Source organism: Streptomyces macrolidinus (assembly GCF_023887685.1).
Taxonomy (GTDB): Bacteria; Actinomycetota; Actinomycetes; order Streptomycetales; family Streptomycetaceae; genus Streptomyces; species Streptomyces macrolidinus.
In genome coordinates, this window is the sequence record NZ_JAMWMR010000005.1 from 80,187 (window position 1) to 100,473 (window position 20,287).

At 67.4% G+C, this 20,287-nt stretch carries 25 protein-coding genes; 13 read left to right on the forward strand and 12 right to left on the reverse strand.

Going from position 1 to position 20,287, the window contains the following annotated elements:
* The first annotated feature begins 36 nt into the window (after positions 1-36).
* The 7 genes from NGF19_RS07785 to NGF19_RS07815 all read left to right on the forward strand — a co-directional run bounded on the left by NGF19_RS07785 (position 37) and on the right by NGF19_RS07815 (position 6,056).
* Positions 37-897 carry an SPDY domain-containing protein gene (locus NGF19_RS07785; protein ID WP_252423386.1) on the forward strand — a complete coding sequence of 287 codons (861 nt, stop codon included), beginning with the start codon at positions 37-39 and terminating at the stop codon, positions 895-897.
* Positions 898-927: 30 nt separating this feature from the next.
* Entirely contained in the window at positions 928-1,803 is an 876-nt protein-coding gene (locus NGF19_RS07790; protein WP_252423388.1) for an SPDY domain-containing protein, read from the forward strand.
* Positions 1,804-2,198: 395 nt separating this feature from the next.
* Complete coding sequence (locus tag NGF19_RS07795; RefSeq protein WP_252423390.1) at positions 2,199-2,573, forward strand: SPDY domain-containing protein; 375 nt, start codon at positions 2,199-2,201, stop codon at positions 2,571-2,573.
* 42 nt (positions 2,574-2,615) lie between these two features.
* Entirely contained in the window at positions 2,616-2,840 is a 225-nt protein-coding gene (locus tag NGF19_RS07800; protein WP_252423391.1) for a hypothetical protein, read from the forward strand.
* Positions 2,841-2,962: 122 nt separating this feature from the next.
* Positions 2,963-3,262: an esterase gene (locus tag NGF19_RS07805; RefSeq protein ID WP_252423393.1), complete on the forward strand. Its 300-nt coding sequence runs from the start codon at positions 2,963-2,965 to the stop codon at positions 3,260-3,262.
* 758 nt (positions 3,263-4,020) lie between these two features.
* Complete coding sequence (locus NGF19_RS07810) at positions 4,021-4,797, forward strand: RodZ family helix-turn-helix domain-containing protein (RefSeq protein ID WP_252423395.1); 777 nt, start codon at positions 4,021-4,023, stop codon at positions 4,795-4,797.
* Positions 4,794-6,056 (forward strand): hypothetical protein, encoded by a 1,263-nt coding sequence (locus NGF19_RS07815; RefSeq protein ID WP_252423397.1) that lies wholly within the window; start codon positions 4,794-4,796, stop codon positions 6,054-6,056. Before NGF19_RS07810 ends, NGF19_RS07815 begins: the two co-directional genes overlap by 4 nt.
* A 76-nt stretch (positions 6,057-6,132) precedes the next feature.
* Here NGF19_RS07815 and NGF19_RS07820 read toward each other — a convergent pair whose 3' ends face one another.
* The 10 genes from NGF19_RS07820 to NGF19_RS07865 all read right to left on the reverse strand — a co-directional run bounded on the left by NGF19_RS07820 (position 6,133) and on the right by NGF19_RS07865 (position 14,236).
* Entirely contained in the window at positions 6,133-7,074 is a 942-nt protein-coding gene (locus NGF19_RS07820; protein WP_252423408.1) for an SMI1/KNR4 family protein, read from the reverse strand.
* A gap of 253 nt (positions 7,075-7,327) precedes the next feature.
* Positions 7,328-7,726 (reverse strand): hypothetical protein, encoded by a 399-nt coding sequence (locus NGF19_RS07825; RefSeq protein WP_252423409.1) that lies wholly within the window; start codon positions 7,724-7,726, stop codon positions 7,328-7,330.
* Between the two features lie 77 nt (positions 7,727-7,803).
* Positions 7,804-9,552, reverse strand: coding sequence for a relaxase/mobilization nuclease domain-containing protein (locus NGF19_RS07830; protein ID WP_252423411.1), 1,749 nt, complete (start codon positions 9,550-9,552; stop codon positions 7,804-7,806).
* 4 nt (positions 9,553-9,556) lie between these two features.
* Complete coding sequence (locus NGF19_RS07835; protein ID WP_252423413.1) at positions 9,557-10,009, reverse strand: plasmid mobilization protein; 453 nt, start codon at positions 10,007-10,009, stop codon at positions 9,557-9,559.
* Positions 10,010-10,176: 167 nt separating this feature from the next.
* On the reverse strand, positions 10,177-10,401 hold the full coding sequence (locus tag NGF19_RS07840) for a hypothetical protein (RefSeq protein ID WP_252423415.1): 225 nt from the start codon (positions 10,399-10,401) through the stop codon (positions 10,177-10,179).
* 103 nt (positions 10,402-10,504) lie between these two features.
* Positions 10,505-11,542, reverse strand: coding sequence for a DUF2637 domain-containing protein (locus NGF19_RS07845; RefSeq protein ID WP_252423417.1), 1,038 nt, complete (start codon positions 11,540-11,542; stop codon positions 10,505-10,507).
* Positions 11,539-12,123, reverse strand: a complete 585-nt coding sequence (locus NGF19_RS07850; protein ID WP_252423419.1) for a WhiB family transcriptional regulator — start codon at positions 12,121-12,123, stop codon at positions 11,539-11,541. Before NGF19_RS07850 ends, NGF19_RS07845 begins: the two co-directional genes overlap by 4 nt.
* A gap of 99 nt (positions 12,124-12,222) precedes the next feature.
* The gene (locus tag NGF19_RS07855; RefSeq protein ID WP_252423422.1) at positions 12,223-12,936 is read right to left on the reverse strand and encodes an ATP-binding protein; all 714 of its coding nucleotides are present in this window, start codon (positions 12,934-12,936) and stop codon (positions 12,223-12,225) included.
* Positions 12,936-13,874, reverse strand: a complete 939-nt coding sequence (locus NGF19_RS07860; RefSeq protein ID WP_252423425.1) for a hypothetical protein — start codon at positions 13,872-13,874, stop codon at positions 12,936-12,938. Before NGF19_RS07860 ends, NGF19_RS07855 begins: the two co-directional genes overlap by 1 nt.
* Positions 13,875-13,876: 2 nt before the next feature.
* Positions 13,877-14,236: a hypothetical protein gene (locus tag NGF19_RS07865; RefSeq protein WP_252423427.1), complete on the reverse strand. Its 360-nt coding sequence runs from the start codon at positions 14,234-14,236 to the stop codon at positions 13,877-13,879.
* 382 nt (positions 14,237-14,618) lie between these two features.
* Between NGF19_RS07865 and NGF19_RS07870 the strand changes: the two genes are divergently transcribed.
* The 4 genes from NGF19_RS07870 (at position 14,619) to NGF19_RS30925 (ending at position 17,671) form a co-directional block, all read left to right on the forward strand.
* Positions 14,619-15,059 (forward strand): helix-turn-helix domain-containing protein, encoded by a 441-nt coding sequence (locus NGF19_RS07870; protein WP_252423435.1) that lies wholly within the window; start codon positions 14,619-14,621, stop codon positions 15,057-15,059.
* Between the two features lie 294 nt (positions 15,060-15,353).
* The gene (locus NGF19_RS07875) at positions 15,354-15,890 is read left to right on the forward strand and encodes a hypothetical protein (protein ID WP_252423437.1); all 537 of its coding nucleotides are present in this window, start codon (positions 15,354-15,356) and stop codon (positions 15,888-15,890) included.
* 12 nt (positions 15,891-15,902) lie between these two features.
* Positions 15,903-17,096 carry an MAB_1171c family putative transporter gene (locus NGF19_RS07880; protein ID WP_252423439.1) on the forward strand — a complete coding sequence of 398 codons (1,194 nt, stop codon included), beginning with the start codon at positions 15,903-15,905 and terminating at the stop codon, positions 17,094-17,096.
* Positions 17,093-17,671, forward strand: coding sequence for a phosphatase PAP2 family protein (locus NGF19_RS30925; protein ID WP_252423441.1), 579 nt, complete (start codon positions 17,093-17,095; stop codon positions 17,669-17,671). The genes NGF19_RS07880 and NGF19_RS30925 overlap by 4 nt, the downstream gene beginning before the upstream one ends.
* 102 nt (positions 17,672-17,773) lie before the next feature.
* Here NGF19_RS30925 and NGF19_RS07890 read toward each other — a convergent pair whose 3' ends face one another.
* Both NGF19_RS07890 and NGF19_RS07895 read right to left on the reverse strand, forming a co-directional pair.
* Positions 17,774-18,037: a DUF397 domain-containing protein gene (locus NGF19_RS07890; RefSeq protein WP_252423443.1), complete on the reverse strand. Its 264-nt coding sequence runs from the start codon at positions 18,035-18,037 to the stop codon at positions 17,774-17,776.
* Positions 18,034-18,861 carry a helix-turn-helix domain-containing protein gene (locus NGF19_RS07895; protein WP_289734507.1) on the reverse strand — a complete coding sequence of 276 codons (828 nt, stop codon included), beginning with the start codon at positions 18,859-18,861 and terminating at the stop codon, positions 18,034-18,036. Before NGF19_RS07895 ends, NGF19_RS07890 begins: the two co-directional genes overlap by 4 nt.
* 413 nt (positions 18,862-19,274) lie before the next feature.
* Here NGF19_RS07895 and NGF19_RS07900 point away from each other — a divergent pair, with 413 nt between their 5' ends.
* Entirely contained in the window at positions 19,275-19,724 is a 450-nt protein-coding gene (locus NGF19_RS07900) for an ATP-binding protein (protein WP_252423447.1), read from the forward strand.
* On the forward strand, positions 19,721-20,206 hold the full coding sequence (locus NGF19_RS07905; RefSeq protein WP_252423448.1) for a DUF6415 family natural product biosynthesis protein: 486 nt from the start codon (positions 19,721-19,723) through the stop codon (positions 20,204-20,206). The genes NGF19_RS07900 and NGF19_RS07905 overlap by 4 nt, the downstream gene beginning before the upstream one ends.
* The last annotated feature ends 81 nt before the right edge of the window (positions 20,207-20,287 follow it).

Sequence of the window (20,287 nt, forward strand, 5' to 3'; positions counted from 1 at the left end):
AGCCCCTCATCCGCCACCGCCCGGAGGTACCTCCCCATGCCACCTCTCGACCTCGGCGAACTCACCCCGACCACCGAGGTCCTCGTTGCACCAGTTCACCTCGCAGGTCCCGGAACGAGGGAGGCCGTCTTCAGCATCCTCGACAACGCTGCCGGGTGGTCGAAGGCCGTCGCCTTCGGCGTGGACGCGTACTACGCCAGCCCGTGCCAGCGAGTCCGTATCGCCAACCCCGTGGAGAGCCAGTACGGCGGATGGACGATCACCTACGCCGAGGACCCGCTCGGCGTACCGGACTGGATCACCACCTTCGACCGCAATACGCCCCAGGAGATCGTCGCGGCCTTCACCGAGACGCTCGTCCACAGCCTGCCCAACCACTTCCGGGACTATCTCAGCGGCGGCAAGCACCACACCGACCTCAGCCCTGAAGGCGTACTGCGTCGCAGCAACTGGCAGCCGGCTCACGGAAGTCGGCCGCATCGGATCGTCTCGCCCGACAACCGCGCAGTCCTACGCACGCGCAGTGGGTGGCTCCACGAGTACACCGAGCTGCTGACGCCGGAGAAGTCCATGTGGCGGCTGTCCGGAGGCGTCGATCCCGTCCACGTGCCGAGTTGGAGGGCTTTCTTCAGCGGCAGCACCCCACAGCACCTGCGCACCGCTGCTGCGGTTGCTCTCACCAGCTCGGACCCCGTGCCGCGTCTCGTCGGCGACATCCCCGACCGCCACCGCGACTTGGTGCACGTGCGCCTCGCCAAGCCGACCGACGTCGTCCCCAGGGCCCAGGCGGCCCTGGCGCGTCGGCCGCGCGCCGCCCACGTGCCCGTTCCCAGGGCGGAGGCGACAACCCCGCCCGCATCACTTGTCACACACGGTCGTTCACGCCGTCAGCGCTGACGGCCCGCCGCTCGCCCCAGGAGATCCCGCATGCCCTCGCACACGCACGACGGCGACGTCTACATAACCCCCCTGCACCTCGCCGGTTCCACCGCCATCGGCGACCCGGCGCTACAACCACTCGTCGACCACGGTTTCACGCTGCAGAGCGACGAACTGGCGAACGCCTACGTCACCTCCCCCGACCAGCATGTACGACTCGGATTCCTCCCCGAAGGCGTGGACAGCACCTTGTGGAAGGTCGCCGCCCACAGCGACCCGTTCGGGCCGCCCGACTGGCTGGCGACCTTCGACGCCAACACGCCAACAGAGTTGGTGACCGCCTTCACCTCCGCCCTCGCCACCAGCTACGCCAAGGATCCGGACGCCGTCCCGACCGGCCCTCGCGGCCCAGCCGAGGAAGGCTTTCGTCCCCTGGACGACGCCGGATGGAAGCGGGGGAACTGGCAGCTCACCACCCTCTTCACCGCGCCCGACGGACTCGCCGGCCTCACCTACAGTGGCCGAGCCCTGAACCAACAGGCCGAACTCCGCGGCGACCAGTACCGCTGGCTCCTCTGGGGTGGCCAGGACGGCTTCAGCTCACGCTGGTACGCCACGTTCACCTCCGCAGTCCCCGTCGATCTGATCGCGGCAACCACCGCCCGCTTGGCCGACCCCAACCCTGTGCTCCGCTACGAGCTCGAGGTTCCGGAGCGAAACCGCAGTGCCGCACGCATACGCCCTGTGTCTCCCCCAGTGCCGACTCCGCTGGACGTCCGGCGTGCCGCAGCCGCACGCGCGCGTTCCCACGGAGGTCGCCTCGTCAGCCGCGCCCCCGCAGCGTCCGCGACCTCGGGCAGTCCCAGTGCCGTCCTGCCGGTCCGCCCCGCCAACAACAGGCGTGTTGCGGCGGCACGCTCATGACGAGAGTCGCCGTAGGCTTCCGTCCGCCCTATGACGCTCCTGGCTGGGTTCCCGCGCGGCGCCCACCGCCAAGGCCAGCTCCTCCACGCTCAGCTCGATCCGTCTGCCATCTGCCATGCGGGATCGGCCCAGGGCCGCCGCCACGTCGTCCACGGCCTCGTCGTACGCACGCATCGCCCTGTCCAGCACGCCGTCCTTCCCTCTCCTATCGGTTGCCCCGGGAACAGCTCTCGGGGTGACCGATCCATTCCCCTGCGGCTCGCCAGCGGTAGCCGCCGCAGCCAGTTCGCCCACGGCAGACGCTCATCCCCGGAAAGGACTGGAGACCTGTCCGCCGACCATGTCAACGTACGACCGCTTCGAAAAACCCCAGGTCAACGAAGGGTCTTCTACTCGTGACGCTTACCGCCACCACGCCGCTCCAGGTCCCCGCCGAACCTCTGCACGGCCCGCTCGGCAACCGCGAGTGGCTGCTCGACTGCCACTGCGCGGGCCCGGTCGTCGACCTCCTCCAAGGTCAGGGTTGGGACGTCATCTCCGACCCGTACGCCAACGTCCACTGCTCCAGCCCCGACCAGCGTGTGTACGTCGGGTTCCTCCCCGAGACCGAGGAGGCCGCGCGCGGCGAACTGTGGCGCATCGAGGTCAGAAATGCAGAGGGCGAAGTGGCGTGGAGCCAGACCTTCGGGTTCGGTGTCCCGGCCCAAGCCGTGGCCGGATTCCTCGCCGCGCTCATCGCCTTCCCCAACCGCTACTGCGCCTGCGTCTGACCCATGCCGACCGCCTTGCTCCACCAGCTAAGGAGTTCTCTCTTGTCACACGAGACCACTGTTCGCCAGCTGATCCACCAGCTCCAGGCAGTCGATCCGAATCTGCCCGCGTACTTCGCCGTCAACCCGGACTGGCCCCAGGCCCACCGCGTCGGCCGCGTCATCGAGATAAGCGGCCCGGACGGCGCCGTCTACCTCGCTGAGAACGGCCAAGAGGGCGTACTGCCGCCCGAGGTCCGCGCTCAGCTCGACTGGGCCGACGTGTGAACCGCCGGTCACGCTCGCCACTCGCGACGGACACGAAACCCCCTCCGTACCCGCCTCTGATCCTCGGCGATCTGGCCCAACACCCCATGCCTCGTGGCGTACGTGGTACGGTCGTCCGCTCCGTGCTCCGGTACGCCACCGAGCCGATTTCCACGACCTGGGTGTCCGTCCAAGACCGCACTCCCCTTTCTCCGGGCTCCGTTCTGCTGCGCTGGGAAAAAACCGCCGCTTCCGGCGGGATGGACGTCACCGCCCGCCTCAGCCTGGCTTCGACGGACGTCACCCTCGCCACATGGCCGAATCTCCACGGAGACTGGACGCCGGTCGTCCACCCCACGCTGCTGGAGACCATCGGTCTGCACGCCGCGCTGTCCGTGGCCGTCGACGCACTTCACCTCGCCAACCACCTCGCCAACGTCTGACGCCACGACGAGTCTCGAACAACACCAAGGGCTGTCCCAACCGGGACAGCCCCTTGGTGTGTGCTCCCACAGGCCGGAAGCAGCAGCCGCATAGGCCGCCACTTGCGAGATCGGCTAACACCTCACCATCAAGGCGAGAAAGGGATCGCAGAGGTTCGCGCCAGACGGTATGGCCTCCCCTGAACTGACAATGAATGGCTGACATATCTCCTTACGGAGAGACCTCAATGCGATTGAACCCATTCGGACAACCCTCACCCATTCGACCCAGATACAAGACTTCACAAAGTCGACAGATTACTGAAAGGCTCATATTTGACGACGTCTTCCGAAGGTCGTGCCGCGCAGACCCGTCGGCGACTTCCCGATCGACTTCACCGTCTTGCCCACCCAGAGAACTTCCTCAAACCGACACTCTTCGCGATTCCATCCGAATAAGGAAAGAACATGAAGGAGCGTGAAGGTGCTGTCGTTTGAGGGTTGTTTGGCGACCTTCACAGGGCCTCCACCAGGGCGTTATTGAACCGCCGCCTGCCGCGTACAACCCTGACTAAACCGTGTTGATCACCACTTCCCTATTGGCCTGGTTAACTAATTTGCCCGATTGGTCCCGTGTTCTTTAATGCTCGGTCGACGTAGGAATACCTACAGCGACATCGCATGCATGTCGCAATCGATAACCAACCAGCCAAGCCCGCCCTGCAGAACACGGGTGGGCTGGGGCGAGAGGACCAATCAGCTTGTCTGCAAGAACAAGAATGAAACGCATCCTCTCCCGTATTGCCATCGGAACGGCGCTGCTTACCGCGGCCCCATTCGCCATGGTGAGCGGGGCCGCCGCACAAGACGCCACGATGAACTCTTTAGCCGTGCCGCTGAACACCGAGGCAGCTACCGCATCACATGCAGCCTTCACCCCGAACCCTGACCCGAACGCCGCGCCGTCGGCGAGGCCCGCGGCTGGTCCGGAGAAGACAACCCTGGCGGCGGCAAGCCGCCCGGTGTCGGGCAAGAACCCGTCAGCCGGCCCGCAGTTCGTCAAGAGCGGCAGCACCTGGAACGTCGTCTCCCCCGATGTCGTGCTGCAAAATACGGTCACTGACGCCGACGGCAACAAGAGCACTCTGACCTTCGAGGTCTGGACGACCAACGCCGACGGCACGCCGAAGGCTCAGGTCAACGTCAACGACAACAACGCCTACGGGGTCATCGTCTCCGAGTTCGTGCCCTCCGGCGGGCTCGCCAAAGTCTCCGTCCCGTACGGAAAGCTGAAGCTCGGCGTCACCTACACCTTCCACACCTCCGGCTTCAATGGCAGCCTGTATGAGACCACTTGGTCCCCGTGGGCGAACTTCAAGATCAACCCCTACGTGACCTTCCCAGCCCCGCAGGCGTCGTCGACCATCGACCCGGTGGCGCAGAAGGAGACGGAGTTCTCCCGCAGCAACCCGGGCGCATCCTTGGCCCGCGACGCGGACGGCACACAAAACTGTCCAAGGTCGATACGCAGGGGCGCAAGCTGTGCATCAGGGTGAGGCCGCCGACCGACGAGGAGAAGAAGCAGGCTGCCTCCTCTGCCTCGATCCATGCGGCCGGGGACGACCTGGTGCCCTGGTGCCAAACCAAGGCCAGCGGACATGGCTACATGAACCGCACCGAGGCGTGCCTGAAGGACCTCGGCAGCGCCGATCTGATCTTCCTGTCCGCTGACCCGGACGACCCACCGCTTGGCATCGCCACGTTCTACTTCGAGCAGCGGATCAAGGCGTACCCGACGAAGGCCGAAAGCGGCAGCGATTTCGCCGAGTTCGACCAGCAGTTGATCGTCACCCCGAGTCACATCGACTCGGCTCTACAGGGCGTCAACCTCTACTGGAAACTTGGCACCAGTTGCTCCACGACCTGCGACGTCAGCCCGGTGCGCTGGGAGCACTTCGGTGGTGGCATCGACGATGGGCGGTGGGCGTCGGGCGAGGAAGGCGCCACGGCCACACAGACCGCGAACTCCACCGTCAGGTGGACGGGGACCGGCAAGGAGACAATCGACCTGAGCTGGTCCGTCACCGGCGAGGTGGACGTCAGTGAGCTGAGGGCAAGCGCCGACTTCGGCAACAGCGGCGTGGAGTCCGTCCGCGAACTCGCCCCTCGCTGCGACAACATCGTCAAGGGCTCGGCGCCGGGCTGTGTACTGCCGTTCTTCAAGCCGGACTATACGGTGGACACCAACCTGTACCCGGCCGCTGGGGCGTACTACTGGTACATGCAGCAGGTGATGCCCGATCACGCTGGCTCAAAGCGGTGGGACTCACTGATGCACTACCTGGGCCCAGACACCCCGCTGAAGAACAGCTCCGGCGGTACGTGGACGTCGACAAACAGCCGTGATCGCGTGTGTGACAGCACCTGGAGCGTGCACCCCTCCGATGCGTCGGTGGGGTCGGTCGACTGCGACGAGTACGCAATGGCCTCGACGCACGAGTCCGGCGGCTACCCGAACAGCGTGAACCTGGTGACGTCAGGCAGCGAGTGTGCCCAGTTGCTCACCGACAAGATGGGCGACGGCTCAGCGAACTTCGGCATCCTCGCGGATACGCGCACGGCGACGAAGGGGCCGAGCGGTAAGGAGCGGTGCGGGCGTGCCGCGATCCCGAGCACTCAGAACCAGGAAGCGTTCCACCTGTTCCCAGCCCCGAGGTGGCGGATGCTGGACGGTGACGGATTCTTCGTTACCCTTCCGGGATTCGAGCATTGCACGTCGACCGCGACGACCTGCGCGTGGCGCAAGATCGGCTGACGTGACCTGAACGGCAGCAGGTGAAGCAGGAAGGGGGGCCAGCCCAAGTGTTGGCCCCCCTCTCTCTTGTGTACGGTCAGCTGACCAGGGGCCGCCACCGATCTTCCTGCGAGGGGTCGAGCCTGCTGAGCCACACCAACGCCCCACCGACCAGGCCGGGCTTGTCCCGCGTGGCCAGGGCTGGGGCTTCGAGCATGTCGGCAGCCTCTTCCAGGTAGGTGACCAGGGTGTCGAGTTCGTCGCTGGGGCCTTCGTGGTAACGGGACCAGCGGCCCAGGTAGCCGGTCGTGGCGTCCAGGTACAGGCCCGAGGTGCGATCAGCCGCGCCGTGCGAGACCACCGGAATCCAGGTGGGCTTCCATACGGTGATCCGGTCGTATTCGGGGCGGTGGGCGTTGAGGGTGTCCTGGCGGGCTTGGGAGTCCATCCGCTGCCGGTAAAAGGCGGCTACGGCGTCCAGTGTCATCAGAGCCTCATTACCCGGAAGGCATCCCCAGCCCCAGCCGTTGACCCCGTCGTCGCCCGCGGCCAGAAACCACAGGGCACGCAGGTCGGCGGGTATCTGGATGCTGAGGTCCTGTTCCAGGGCCGTGATGGTCTCGGGGCTCGCACCAGCGTGGAGCGCAGCGTGGGAGTGGGGGGCGTTGTGCTGAAGCCAGAGGGTGATGCGATGCCAGGCGTCCGTGATCTCCCGTCCAGTGACCGCATCGGCGGCACGGTCGGCAGGCTGGTCCCGCTTCCGGTCCCGGGTGTCTGCGGCAGGCTCGGCGGAAAAGGCCAGGTTCACGTACCGGATCTCGATCCGGTCGGCCTCGTGGATGTAGCCGATGACCAGGGCGGGGCAGTCCTCGAACAGGTCACCATCTACCGTCACGGTGAGGATGCCGGGCACCCCCGAGGGCCGGCCCATGTCCGGGTCGTCAGCCAGTCGACCAGCCAGGGCCTTCAGAGCGTATGGAACGCCGGCCCCGAGCAGGGTGGCGGTGTCGCGTACATGCGGGGAGATCTCGACGTTCACAGCCTGGTGCTCCTTGCAGGTCGGATGCGCTGCCGCTCACACAGTAGGACGCCCGCGCTCGCGGCGGGCTGGCTACCTGAGGGTCGTACATGCGCGGCGTCCTTGCCCGAGCACCTTGGACATCCATCGCCAGACCACTCAGAGCACCGATCGCCGCACCCATGACCGCGGCCACGCTTGCGTCGATGAGTGGGCATCAGACCGCAACGGTCCTCGTCCAGCCAGAGGGCGTCGATGCCGCCGACACGGGCTTCTAGCCTGGCCTCGGCTCCGACAGATAGGTGCCGGCGAGCGTGCCGTCGTACCCTACGGCCTGGGCGGCGGCCTCCAGGCTCGGGTAGTCCTGGCCGCCGACGTCGATCATCACCTCGTAGTCCGCGCGCGTCAGTTCGGGCTCGACCCACTGGTGCGCGCACCGACATCGGATGCTGATCTCGCTGCGGTCGCAGATGACCATCCAGTCACGCCGGGCTCCGCAGTTCGGGCACATGACCAGGATGCCGCCGATGCGGATTTCCTCGGGGTGGGTGGTGGCGCGGAGACGGACGTTGCCGTCGCCGAGCCGCGTCTCCTTCTTGAGCCTCAGCAAGGGGTCGTCGACTGCCGTCTCCGGCAGCACGGTTCTCCGGGTCCGCAGGTCTTCGGTGCGCATCGGCGTTGTCTCCTTGTCCTGTTGTTGACCAGCCGTAACAGCGCAAGCCGTGGACGTCCAGCCCTTTGAGGTGCTGGTCAGCGCCGTGGGCCCGGCCTGCGGGAGCTGTTCGTGTCGGTGCGAACCGTGGACTCGACTGCCTGCGGCTTCGGAGGCCGGGGCTGCGGAGGAAGTATCCGCCGGTGCACTCGCGTGCGGGGCAGGTCTGCTGTGGCGGGCAGCTTCCCGATGCGCCGCAGGCGCCAGACGAGTACGTCCGTGACGCTGTCGGCGGTCTCCAACTCGCGCCAGTTGACCGCCTGCTGGAGCAAGGCGTCGGGGTCGTGTCCCGCTCGTTCGGCTTGGGCGAGGGTGGCGGTGAGCGCGTCCCAGCCTGGCTCTCGCAGGATGTGGTCGGCCTGCCCAGGCAGTGTGGCTTCCACGGTGTGGGCGTAGCAATCGCGTACGGGAGCGGGGAGTTGGCGTCCTTGCTCGCGCATCGCCTTCATAGGGGTGGCTGCTGCGGACCGGTAGGCGGCACGCAGGTGTTGTGCGGCTTGTCGAGCGGCGGCGGCCTGCTGGGCGTGGCCGCGGGCGGAATGCCAGCGGATGGCGGCGATCGTGACGAGGATCATCGTGGACAGGAGCATCGCCGTGGTGCCGCCGTCCTCGCCTTTGCCGAGGGCGTTGCCAGTCCGGACGATGCCGCGCGCGGCGGAGCGGAGGGCGCGGTGGTCGGTGTGCTCGGCGCGGATGTGGGAACGGGTGGCGCGTTCGAAGGCGCGGGCGGCCTTGGCGAGTTCCCTGCGCGTGGAGGCTGGGGCGGTCTGGGCGACGGCGTCGAGGAGTTCGCCGAGGCCGACGAGTTGGGCGGCACCTGCCGCGTCGTCGTCCCCGGCAAGTACGGTGACAGCCTCCTCGGCGACACGCGTGGCGTCGCGACGTGCGCTGGCCGGGCGAGCTGCCCGTTGGGCGGGGCCTGCGGCAGACGTCGGCTCGTCCTCGGGCGGTCCGGCCGCGAGGCGTTGGCGGATCCTGGGGAGGGAGAGGTCGGGGGCGAGCCGGGAGCCGGGGAACCAGATGGGCTCGCCGTCACGGTTGCGGTCGCCCGGCAGGGCGACCTTGTAGCCGAGGACATCCCCGGACGGGGCGAGGCGCTTTTCGAGGCGGAGCCCGGCTTCGATGAGGCGGCGGAAGAACTCGTCCTCGTCGGCGGCGCCGGCCAGTGCCTGGCGGACGTGTTCACGCAGCGTTTCGCGGGGCGGCTCGTCCCGGCCGGTGCGCTCCGCCTTTGCGCGTTCGGCGCTGGTGGGGCGCTGCGCGGCGGTGCCGTCGCCCTCGTTGAGGATCTGCAGTCCCCACTCCTTTTCGATCTTGCGGCATTCGGCCTGGGCGCGAATGCCGTCCTCGTGGCGGCGGGGGCTTCGTCCGTCTTCGCGCTTGAGCGTGGCGACGATGTGGATGTGGTCGTCGGCGTGGCGTACGGCGATCCAGCGGCACGCTTTGTCGTCGCCTTCCTCGGCGATGCCGGTGGCGTGGACGATGCGGCGGGCGACCTCGGCCCATTCGGCGTCGGTGAGGTGCCGGTCGCCCGGGGCGGTGCGGACAGGGCAGTGCCAGACGTGCTGGGCCGGGCGGCGGTCCTTCGGGAGGGCGAGGACGGGGAGGTCGAGCCGGTCGGCGAGTTGCTTGAGGGTGGTGGTCGGGTCGCGCCCTGGGTCGGGTGCGAGTTCCGGTGTCCAGGCGGCGACAAGGTGCGGGTCGGTGTGTTCGTCCCGGCGGCCTGGCCCGTAGAGGTAGGCGAGGAGTCCGTACGTGCGGCTGCCGGTGGAGATGTCCGGGACCACGGTGTCAGCGCCTCGCCATCTCGATGGCGGCGGCCTCGACCCTGGCGGCGGCGCGCAGGACGCGGGCGACGGCGTCGTCGGCGTACTCGGCCTGGCCGCCGGAGTTGAGGACGCGGGCCACCTGGTTGAGGTTGTTGCCGACGCGGGCGAGCTGGGCGCTGGCGGACATCAGCTCCTCGACGCGTCCCCGCTGGTCCAACAGCAGTGCCTTGGCGCCGCCTTGGGATTGGGCGACCGCGACCGCGGCGTCGGCGAGGAACCCGGCGGTCTTCAGACCGACGGCTTCGGCGGCGCGCTTGACGATGTCGAGTTCGGCGCGGGTCAGGCGGACGCTGCGGACTTGGTCGCGGTGCACGCTCTGGCGCAGGCGTGGGCGCGTACGCGGCGCGGGATGCGCGGCTTCTTCTCCCTCCGGCTGCGATCCGCCCTCGGTCGCGGCCCCAGAGTCAGGCGCCACCTGGTGCCGGGCCTCCCCTGCCCCCTCGGGGGTGGGGGCATGCGCTTCCGAAACTCCTCCGCGGCCCGTGGCTGCGGAGGAGTTTCGGAAGCTACAGCTTGCTCGGCCTCGCGCCGTGCAGTGGCCTTCGCCCAGATCAGTGGATGCGCCGAGCGGATCGGGGAGCTTCATCGGGGCAGTCCGGGAACGTCGCGGCGTACGTCGCGCAGGACTTCGGCGACGAAGTCGAGGGCGAGGACGGGGTGGTGGAGGGTTCGGGGTGTGCTTGTGACTGTTCGCTGGACGGTCCAGGCTCCGTCGGGGCCGGGTTCGGCGTGATGGAGGTGTCCGTACCGGCTGAGCACGGTGATCCAGGCGTCGGCTTCGGCTCGGGTGGCCGAGGTGGTGCGCATGGTGGCGGCTCCGATGCGTGTGCGGGGTGGGAGGGGGCGTGTGCTTGGTGGGCGCACCGGACCGGGTATCCGGGCCGGAGCGCCCACCGAGGAGGCTGTCCGGTCAGCCGGTCTGGGTGTCCGGGGTGTCCGGAGCTTGTTCCGCCTCTTTGCGGAGGTGCTGCATCAGGACGGTCAGCCGGTCATTGCCGAGGCCGTGTCCGTGACCGCGGATGGCGTCGGCGACGACCTTCCGGGTGAGGTCACCGGCCTCGGTGACCGCCTGGCGGGCGATCACGAGAAGCTGCTCGTCGGTGACCGGGGTCGGCTTGCGGGCGCCGGTGTCCGGACGGGCGGTGGGGCTGATCTCCCGGGCCGCGACCGAAGTGGTGTCCGGACGCTTGGCCGGTTCGGGGCGGGTGACCGGGCGGTGTCTGAGGGCGGGGTGTCCACCCTGGTCAGCGTCGCGGCCACCGTGCTCGGGCTCCGGCTCCGGCTCGACCAGCTTCTCCTGCTGTCCGGACGGGGTGTCCGAGGTGTGGGTCGCCGAGGTGTCCGGCCCCTTGGTGACCGCGGGGCGGCCAGTGTCCGGGCTGGGCAACTCGGCCCGGTGTCCGACGGTGACCGGGACTGGACCTCCTCCGCCCCGCGTCGGGTAAGTGTCCGGACGGTCACCGGTGACCCGGTCCGTCCGGACGCTCTCCGGATGTCCGGACGGACCCGCCTCGGTGGCCCGGCGGGCGATCAGGATGTACAGGTGGACAGCTCCGGCCAGGGCGAGCGGAGCCAGGGTGGACAGGACGCCGACGGTGAGGTCGCCGAGCCGGAGGCCCGCACCGTCGTGCTGCTGCTGGTTGAGACGTACGGCGTGCAGGGCGTTGGCCCAGATGCTGGCGGCGGTCGCAGTGCCGAACAGCGTCCACACGTAGCAGCGAGCGGCCAGCGGGGCTGTGCGCAGGACCAGGAGGGCTCGCACCCCGTAGGCGATGAACCCGTCGATGACCAGGGGAAAGACGAAGGTCAGGAGTCCTCGGACGTGGATCGCGGTGGCCATCTGCTGCAGGGCGTCGTACGAGAGGGCGCATCCCGCGCCGCCGAGGGCGACGACGGCGGCCCGGTCCCAGCCGTTGATCCGCGCCGGTATCGGCGCGAAATGGCTCATGCCGCCGTCCCGAGGTCGTCGCGGCCGGGGAGCTTGGCCGTGGGGTTCTTCAGCGTGTGGGGCCGGTTCCTTGGCGTCTTCTCGGCCTTCTCCTGCTGTTCGACGGCCCGGTTGCGGATCTCGCGACGGGTTCGCCTGTAGAGCTTCCCGGCATGCTCCTCGCTGATCTTCAACAGCCAGGCGAGCCGTGAGGCGGGCAGCTCGGCCTGGTAAGCCGCGCGGGCGACGGCGCGGCGCTCGGCCTTGGTGAGGTGGATGTCGCGTCCGGCCAGGACCTCGTTGACGCGGCCGTAGTCGAAACGGTGCTCCAGTTTCCTGTGCAGGGGCTCACGCTCCTCTTCGGTCATCCCGCCCCGGATACCGGCGCTGTCGCCGTTCTCGAGGGCGGCGTCGAGGCAGACCCTGCGCACGGGGCACTGGGCGCACAGGGCCTTGGCCGCACGGATGCGGTCGATCTCGTCGGGCTCGGGGAAGAAGAGTTCGGGGTCGACCTGGTGGTAGGGCGTCGAGCGGCAGGCGGCCCGGTCGCGCCAGGAGTGGTCGCCGAGGGTGCGGGGCTGCGGGGTGTTGGTGCGGTGCATGGGGATGTCTCCGTATCCCCCCGGGCTCATTCGGGCAGGAGCGGCCAGGGGGTTGGTGCGGGAGGAAGGCAGGCCGGTGTCGGCCGCCGTGGGGCAGGGTCAGGCGCGGGAAGCGGCGAGTGCGCGACGTTCGGCCGCGAGGGCTCGTCTGCGGTCGGGGCCGTCGAGGATGACGCGGTCGGTCATCTCGGTGAGCCGGGAGGCGACGCGGTCGCCGATGTGGGCCCGCAGGTCGGCCATGCCGAGGTTGGTGGTGATCAGCGTTGGGAGCATCGCGTTGTAGCGGCGGTTGATGAGCCGCATCGTGATCTCCTCGGTCCACTCACTGCTCTTCGCGGCACCGAGGTCGTCGATGATCAGCAGCGAGCAGCGGGCCAGGTCCATCAGTTCGCGTTCGCCGTCGTGGCCGGGACGGGGGCGGAGTTCCGCGTACAGGTCGGCGGCCGTGATCGCCTTCCAGCGCAGCCGGACCCCGGCGATCAGGAGCGAGCGGACCGCTCCGTACGCCTGGTACGTCTTGCCGGTCCCGGTGGTGCCGACGATCAGCAGCGAGCGTCCCTCGGCGAGTCCCGGGGAGCCCTCGGGCCCGGGGCGCCCGCCCTGGGCAACCTCGCGGACCCAGGCGGCGACGGCCGGATGGTCGGCGACGGCGGCTCGGTAGCGGGCCGGGATTCGGGACTGTGCCGCTTGGAGGGCGGGGATGGGCTCGACGGGGTCCGTGATCCTGGTGTTCGGGTCGATGCCCCGGGAGGTGAGAATGTGGGCCAGGCGGCTAGCGATGCCGCCGACGGGCTGGGCGTCGTAGTCGCGCATCACAGCTCCTCGGCGTAGGCGGCGGCAGGGTCGGCCGGGTTCGCCCAGGCCCGGTGGGCAGGCACGTTAGGCCGGGATTCCGGCCGGACCAAACCGGCGCGGGTGGCGTTCATCGCCTCGTGGACGAGGCTCGGCAGGGTGCTGGGATGCAGGCCCTTGGCGCGGTGAAGGGCCAGCCCGGAGCGGATGTGGCCGGGCTCGATGCCCTCTGCGAGGAGCCTGGCCGTCTCGCGGCCGAGGTGACCGAGGACGCCGCTGGGCGGGCGGTGTGCGCAGGCGGCGGCGTACTCGGCAATGAGCTGCTGGGCCGAGGTGGTCTCCGGCACGCGGGCGCTTGCGCCCCCCGAAGGGGAAGTTCCTTGATCCAGGTTCCTAGGTCCAAGATCCAGTGCGTGAGGGCTCATCGAGGGCTCAGCGCCCCCTCCGTGAGTGCTCACTGAGGACTCACTGAATGCCTTGTGACCTGCGGTTTCGTGCACTTCGGAGGATGCGGGGAATGTTCGCGCATCCTCAGTGAACCCTCCGTGAGCCTTCGCTGAGGGTTCCGCGATGTCTCCGTGAGCCTGCGTCGCATCCGCCTTCGGCGTAGCCGCTCCGTGCTTCGGGCACTCCGGAAGTCGGCTACGGCTCGCACGGTTGATCTTCTGGTGCTGATGCCAGGTGACGACGTGCAGGTACCGCTTACCTCCGTCGTCCTCGTAGCGGCAGATCAGGTTGGCGGCAGCGAGCTGGATCAGGTCGTCCTCCACGTCAACCGGCGTGCGCCCGCCGCGCACGGCCCAGAGCTCCCCGCAGAGTGCGGCCGGCTGGTCGCGGACGCGACCGTGATCGTCGGCTCGGCTGATCAGGCCGAAGAAGGTCCGCTCCGCGTAGACGCTCACCTGCGCCAGAGACTCGGAGCTGAAGGTCTCGGGCTTGAAGGTTCGGATCCTCGCCACGGTCAGCGCCTCCCGTCCGCAGCCGCGTGCGCCTCGACAGCGGGACGCAGAACGCCGGTGGCGAGGTCGAGGTCGTGTGCCTCACTCCAGTTGGCCCAGGCGTGGACGCGCATCACCCAGCGTGCGGCCGTCAGCCCCTGGGCCCGGTTGAGGGCGACAACCCGCCCCTGCGCGTTGTAGGCGCGGGCGTACGGGCTGGGCCAGGTCCGGTCGGGTTCATGCTGAGAGACGCGGATGGTGCGGGCGCTGGGCACCATGTCCGCGAGGCGGGTGGCCAGGCGCCGCTGGCGGGAGCCGGTAGCAGGGTCGAGGGCCTGAACGGGCTTGGCGGTGTACGCGCTTCCGTTCCCGGACTCGGGCATGCGAGAATTCCTCACTCGTAGGTGGAGTGGGTCGGCCGTTCTCGTCGAAAAGGTCAGCCGATCCGCCCCAGTTATGAATCCGCGCCCCTCGTGGCGGCGGGACTGGCGCCTGGAAGCTGCTACTTCCGGGCGCCGTTTTCGTTTGCTGCTCGCCTGCGGCCTCACGGCCCTCTGAGTGGCGGCGTTCGCACCCGCTCCCCCTTCCACCTCGCTTGGCCCGGAGGCCACAGCCCAGCTCATTCACATCAGTTGATGCCGACGCGACGACACTAGACCAGCAAAGATGGATCACGTCAACTGACGAGAACGGGCTGCCTCACTCAGGCCGTGTATCGTTCACACCAGTCGATACGACCAGACCGAGCGAGCAACGAAGGACGACATGAGCGAAGGAGCGCCCGCCGAGCAGCGCACCCTCGCGCAGAAGCTCGACCACCTCTTCACAACAGTCCACCCGAAGAACCGCGGCCCATACAGCTACGAAGAGGTGGCATCAGGCATCGAGCACTCCGGGGGACCCACGATCTCGGCGAGTTACATCTGGAGCTTGCGGACGGGCAAGAAGGACAACCCGACCATGAAGCACCTGGAAGCCCTCGCCGGCTTCTTCGGCGTTTCTCCCGCCTACTTCTTCAACGACGAGTCCGCCGATCGGATCGCCGCCGAGTTGTCGCTGCTCGCCTCCATGCGGGACAACCAGGTAAGGGATGTTGCCCTCAGAGCCTCAGGGCTCTCGACGGAGACGCTTCAGACGATCAAGGGATTCATCGAGCGGGCCCGCACCCTGGAAGGACTCCAGGACGGCGGCGAATCCGACAGATAGGCGGCAAATCCTCACTGTCGGCGCGACTTCAACCTCGCCGCGATTGTGGCGTGGCACACAAACCCCGCGGCTCGAACTCACACCCTCACAGCAACACCATTCCACCAAGAGGCTGTTGCACGCCCTTGATAGAGCCATGATCAATTGACGCGGAATCAGTCTTAGCGCTTGATCATTGACGATCCGGGCTCATGACCGACAAATACCTCCATGATGCTTGTCGTATCTTTGCGGGGCCGGAATGCGATCTTCCGGCTACCTCACAACAGCGACACCTGCAGAGCGGAGTTGGTCTTGCGTAGCCGGCGCGAGCAACCTGGAACCGGCCGTGACGGCCGACCGGACCTCGAGAACCTGCTCGCTTCGCTCGATATCCCAGAGCCATTCGACGTTCAGGTCCTCTGCAACCGGATCGCGGCGCAGCGTGGACGCGCGCTGCACTTGCACAGCGTCCCAGGGATCTCCGGCACCGACGCCCCCTGCGGCGTCTGGATCGCGACGGAAAAAGCGGACCACATCTTCCACGAAGCAGCGACCAGTCCGATGCACAGGGACCACATCGTCCTGCACGAGATCGGTCACATGATCCTGGGCCACACATCGATCATCGACGGCGTCCAGCCAGGGAGCGGAGGTCTGTTCGCCGAAATCGACCCCGCCACCGTCGTCAGCTTCCTCACCAGAGCCAGCTACGGAACCGAGGACGAACGGGACGCCGAGCGGTTCGCAGGCCTGATCGCCAGCAAGGCCGCCGCCTCTTCCTCCCGCAACAGCAAAACCGCACGCAGCAGCGTCCTCCAGCGCCTGGATGACGCGCTCAGCGACTCGTAGGAACCCCGTTCGATGATCAACATAATTCCCGCGGCCATGCTGTGGCTGGTCACCGCGTGGCGCGCACCGGCGGCATGGCGGGACCCCGGCAAAAGGGTCCTGTGGACCGCCTTCCTCGCCCTGGCTGTCGCGATGACGATCAGGCCGCACTTCGTCGCCGTCCCCATGGACGCCCACCTCCACCTCAACAACCTCAGCGCCCTGTGCAAGCACCTGAGTGGAATCATGGCCGCGCACTCGGTGCTGACCTTTGTGCACAGAATGGCGGAGGAGAAGACGGAAGGGCTCAAGTCGTCCCGCCTCCATGTCCTCTTCCCTGTCACCGCCGCAGCCCTGATGGTGGGATTCTTCTTCGCCGCTCCTCAGCCGCGCGAAGCGGAAGACCTGCTCACCGACTACGCCACCGACTGGCGCATCGTTGCCTATGGAGTGGTCTTCACGGCATACCTTGGGACTGCGTTGTTCAGTGCCTCACGCCTGTGCTGGCGTTGGGGCAGGCAGCCCGACACCGGTCTTCTCGGCCGTGGCCTGCGCCTGACGGGAGTCGGCACCATTACCGGTATCGCCTACGCCGCACATCGCATCCTCACCTTGATCCTGCGCTCCCTGGGCCACAGCCCCGTCGCGGCCAACACGAGCGAGACGGTCAGTAGTCTTCTGCTCTTCAGCGCCTTGGTCTTCATCGTGAGTGGCAGCACGCTGCCAGCCCTCGGACGACTGCACCGCTGGCGTGGCGAACTACGCGACCTGCGGCAGCTGTACCCACTCTGGCTCAGCCTCACGGAGGCCGTACCCGCCGTCCGCCTCGACCCGCCCCGTGGCAGGGCTTCCGAAATCCTCCACCCTCGCCACGTCAACGACCGGCTGTACCGCCGGACGATAGAGATCCGGGACGCTGTACTCGCCCTCAGCGAGCACGCCTCCGCCAGCCTGCGGGACCAGGCCCGTGCCCATGTCGCGGCATCCGGTCTTATCGGCGCCCAGGCCGACGTCGCCGCAGAAGCCTGCTGGATCATCGGCGCCAAGAAGTCCCGCCAGCACAACGAGCCCTCGTCCGGCGAGCCTCTGCCACCAGCCAGCGGTGGCCGGGACCTGCCCAGCGAGATCCTCGCACTGAAACAACTCGCCAGGGCCTACAACTCCGACCTCACCCGTACCTTCGCCGCCAAGCTCGACCGTGCCCGAACGCTGGAGACGACACAGTGACCCCCTCCCGCACCGCCCGCCTCATCACCGACACCCTCGCGCCAGCCAACCTCGTCATCGGGATACTTCTGATCATCGGCTGGCACAGCACAAGCAGCGTCACCGGACTCGGATGGGGTGTGCTGGCAGCCCTGTTCTGCGGCGGTATCCCGTTCGCCGTCATCATGCTCGGCGTGAAGCGCGGCAACTGGACCGACAAGCACGTACGAGTCCGCGAGCAGCGAGCCGTCCCTCTGCTCGCCACGGCGGCATCGGTGCTCGTCGGCATCTCGCTTCTTGTCGCCTTCCGTGCTCCGCGTGAGGTCTTCGCTCTGGTCGTCGCCATGCTCGTCGGCCTCATCATGACCATGATCGTGACCGTCTGGTGGAAGGTCTCGGTGCATACCGCCGTTGCCAGCGGGGTGGTCGTGATCTTGTTGCTCGCGTACGGCGCACACCTGGTGCCGCTGGTGTTGGGGATCGCAGCCATCGGCTGGTCCCGCGTCGCCCTGCGCGATCACACCCCCGCCCAGACCGTCGTTGGTGCCTTGCTCGGCGGGCTGGCCGCAGCCGTTGTGTTCAGCCTCTTGCGCTGAAGCAGCCGCCTGCCGTGGAGCTGTCGAACGTATGCATAAGGGCAGGGCAAGAGAGGTGGCCCTCCGCACGCGCCTGCGGGGGACCACCTCTCGTGTAGGTAATCAGCCAGCAGCAACGCCGGAGTCGAGAGTGCCGGAGCGGACGGTCTCGACGAATGCCGAGAACGCAGATACGGGGAAGACCAGAGCAGGCCCGCCCTTCTGCTTGGAGTCGCGCACTCCGACCAGCCCGGACTTGCTGACGGACACTGACCGAACGGTGGTCTCGACGCAGTTGCCGTTGTCCTGCGAGCTGTAGGAGGACTTCGTCCAATCCCCCTCGGGCGCCAGGTCTGTGGAGACGGGGAAGTGCTTGTGATGAGTCATGTCCATAGTTTCTTCTCGAGGGCCTGCAGGATGTGCGGCGTCTGGTTCGGGCCCGGAGCCGTCTTGACCATGGCGTCGAACTGCCGTTGGTACTGCCCCACGTCCGATGCCTTCGACCACATGGTGGTGGCCTTGGCACTGTCGCTCTGGACCACTGGAGCGAGGTCCACGAACTCCAGAACCGTGAAGTTGAACGCTGCTCGGTAGGTAGGCAGATCTTCGGGGATGATCTGCACCTCGACGTTGTCCAGCTCGTTGAGCCGGATGATCTCCGCGTACTGTGCCCGCATCACCTCAGGCGATCCGACGAGCGTGCGCAGCGTGTTCTCCGTCAGGACTATGTGCACCTCGGCGCTGCCTGACGAGATGAGTTCCTTGCGATCCATCCGCATACGAACCCCTTGCTCGACGAAGTCGGTGGTCCGCTCCTCGACGACCTTCGCGGACATGCCGAGCGCCTTCGCGTAGGACTCCTCCTGGAGAAGTCCGTGAACCACGTTGTTCTCGTACCCGCGAACCCTGGTCGCGTCGCGCTCCAGCCCGAGATACATGGGGAGCCCCGACGGCAGCAGATTGCGGTACGACGTGAAGGGCTCCTTGCTCAAGGAGTCGCGCTGCATCTTCAACAGCTCGGCGCGATCGTCCGGGTCTTCGACCTCGTAGTAGTCCATCAGCTTCTCGAGGTCCGCGAGCTTGGGCAGCGGGATGTCGCCGGCCTCGACTCGGCTGATCTTGGAGCGTGAGAAGCCGAGAGCCGTGGAGACTCCCTCGGCGGTGCGACCAGGCACTCTTTCGCGTAGCGCCCGAAGCTCCTTGCCGAGCATGACTCGCAGGTATGTAGGTCCTCGTCGTGCGGCCACCTGTCCCCTCACTTCGGTGTGCTGTTCGTCGAATCGAGGTCCCAGCCCGGCAACACAGGGTAGCTGCCCGTCAGCCGGCGGGTTCAGTCCGGAGTCTGACACGGTCTGCCTTCCGTGCAACACCCTCTGTCGGGTAATTGGCACTTGCCAATGTGGGCACGCGAGTCTCACTCATGCGTGCACTCCCTTGAATGTTAATTAGCGTGTGCGCGAAGCTGGTTGAGCCGCAGAGCCGCTTCTTCGAAGGGGTGCGTTGCGCGGTGAATCCGAGTGCGCGCGCTGCGCCGTCCTGTGATGGGCCGCCCCCTTGGCCTGGAGCGTAGCGCGCGCACCCGGTGAAGAGTCCCGAGCTGCCGACCGTGAACAGGTGCAGGCCGATGACGAAGACAACCGAGCGAGCGAACAAGCTCCGTACCATTTCCTCGGAGTTCGATGGACGTCAGTTCAAGGTGGAACTGACTGTTACTCCGGAACAGTTCGGGCGCATACGTCGCATCGTCACGGCTCATGTCCGTTGTTGGGGGCACGATCGGATCATCGACTCAGCTGTCGTCTGTGCGACCGAAATGATGACCAACGTCCATAAGCACGCGGATGGTAGGTGCGTGTTCCTGCTGTCGGAAACGACCAGAGGCGTCCGGATCGTCGTCAGCGACCACAACCCGGTGCTGCCGACCGTGACGCAGCCGGACTGGGACTCCGAAAGCGGCCGGGGAATGTGGCTGCTCAGCAGCATCGCCCAGGACTGGGGCGTTGTGGCTACTCCTGATGGCAAGGACATCTGGGCGGAACTCAGCTCGGGCGAGCCCAAGACGGATGCGACATGAAGGCCGCCCAAACTCGCTTAACCAAGGTCGAGTTCGGAGCAGCGTGGAATGCCATCAACACGCTGAGCAACGCTTTCCTCCACGACGAGGAACTGGCGAACGATCTCGACGCGATTCTCGGTGATCCAGCGGGCCCGGTGGGCTTGGCAGGTACGCCGAGCCATCGCCGGCGTGGGTTGTTCCGCTTCGGTTCATCGAAGCGGAGTCAGAGAGCGGTGGCTGAGTTAGGTGGAGCTGTCCTCCGACTGGACCAGATACTCGAACGTCTCGTGAACGTCGCGCAGGACAGAGAATGGAAGCCACCATATCCGAACGTCGCGGACGCCATCGCGCGTGCCAAGCGCGTGCGGGCTCAGCGGCCCCTGATTGTTGGGGAGTTCAAGGCCGATCGCGGCCAGCTTCGTCGGCTGGCGATGGCGGCCGACGATCTTCTCGGCCGACTGACCGGCGATGGGGAGGCGACGTATGACTCTGACGGGTAGGTCCGGGAACCGAGCCGCTCTGGAGATGGGCGCCTCATGGGTTCCGCTGCTTGCCGGATACACCGCAGATGCCCATCAGGC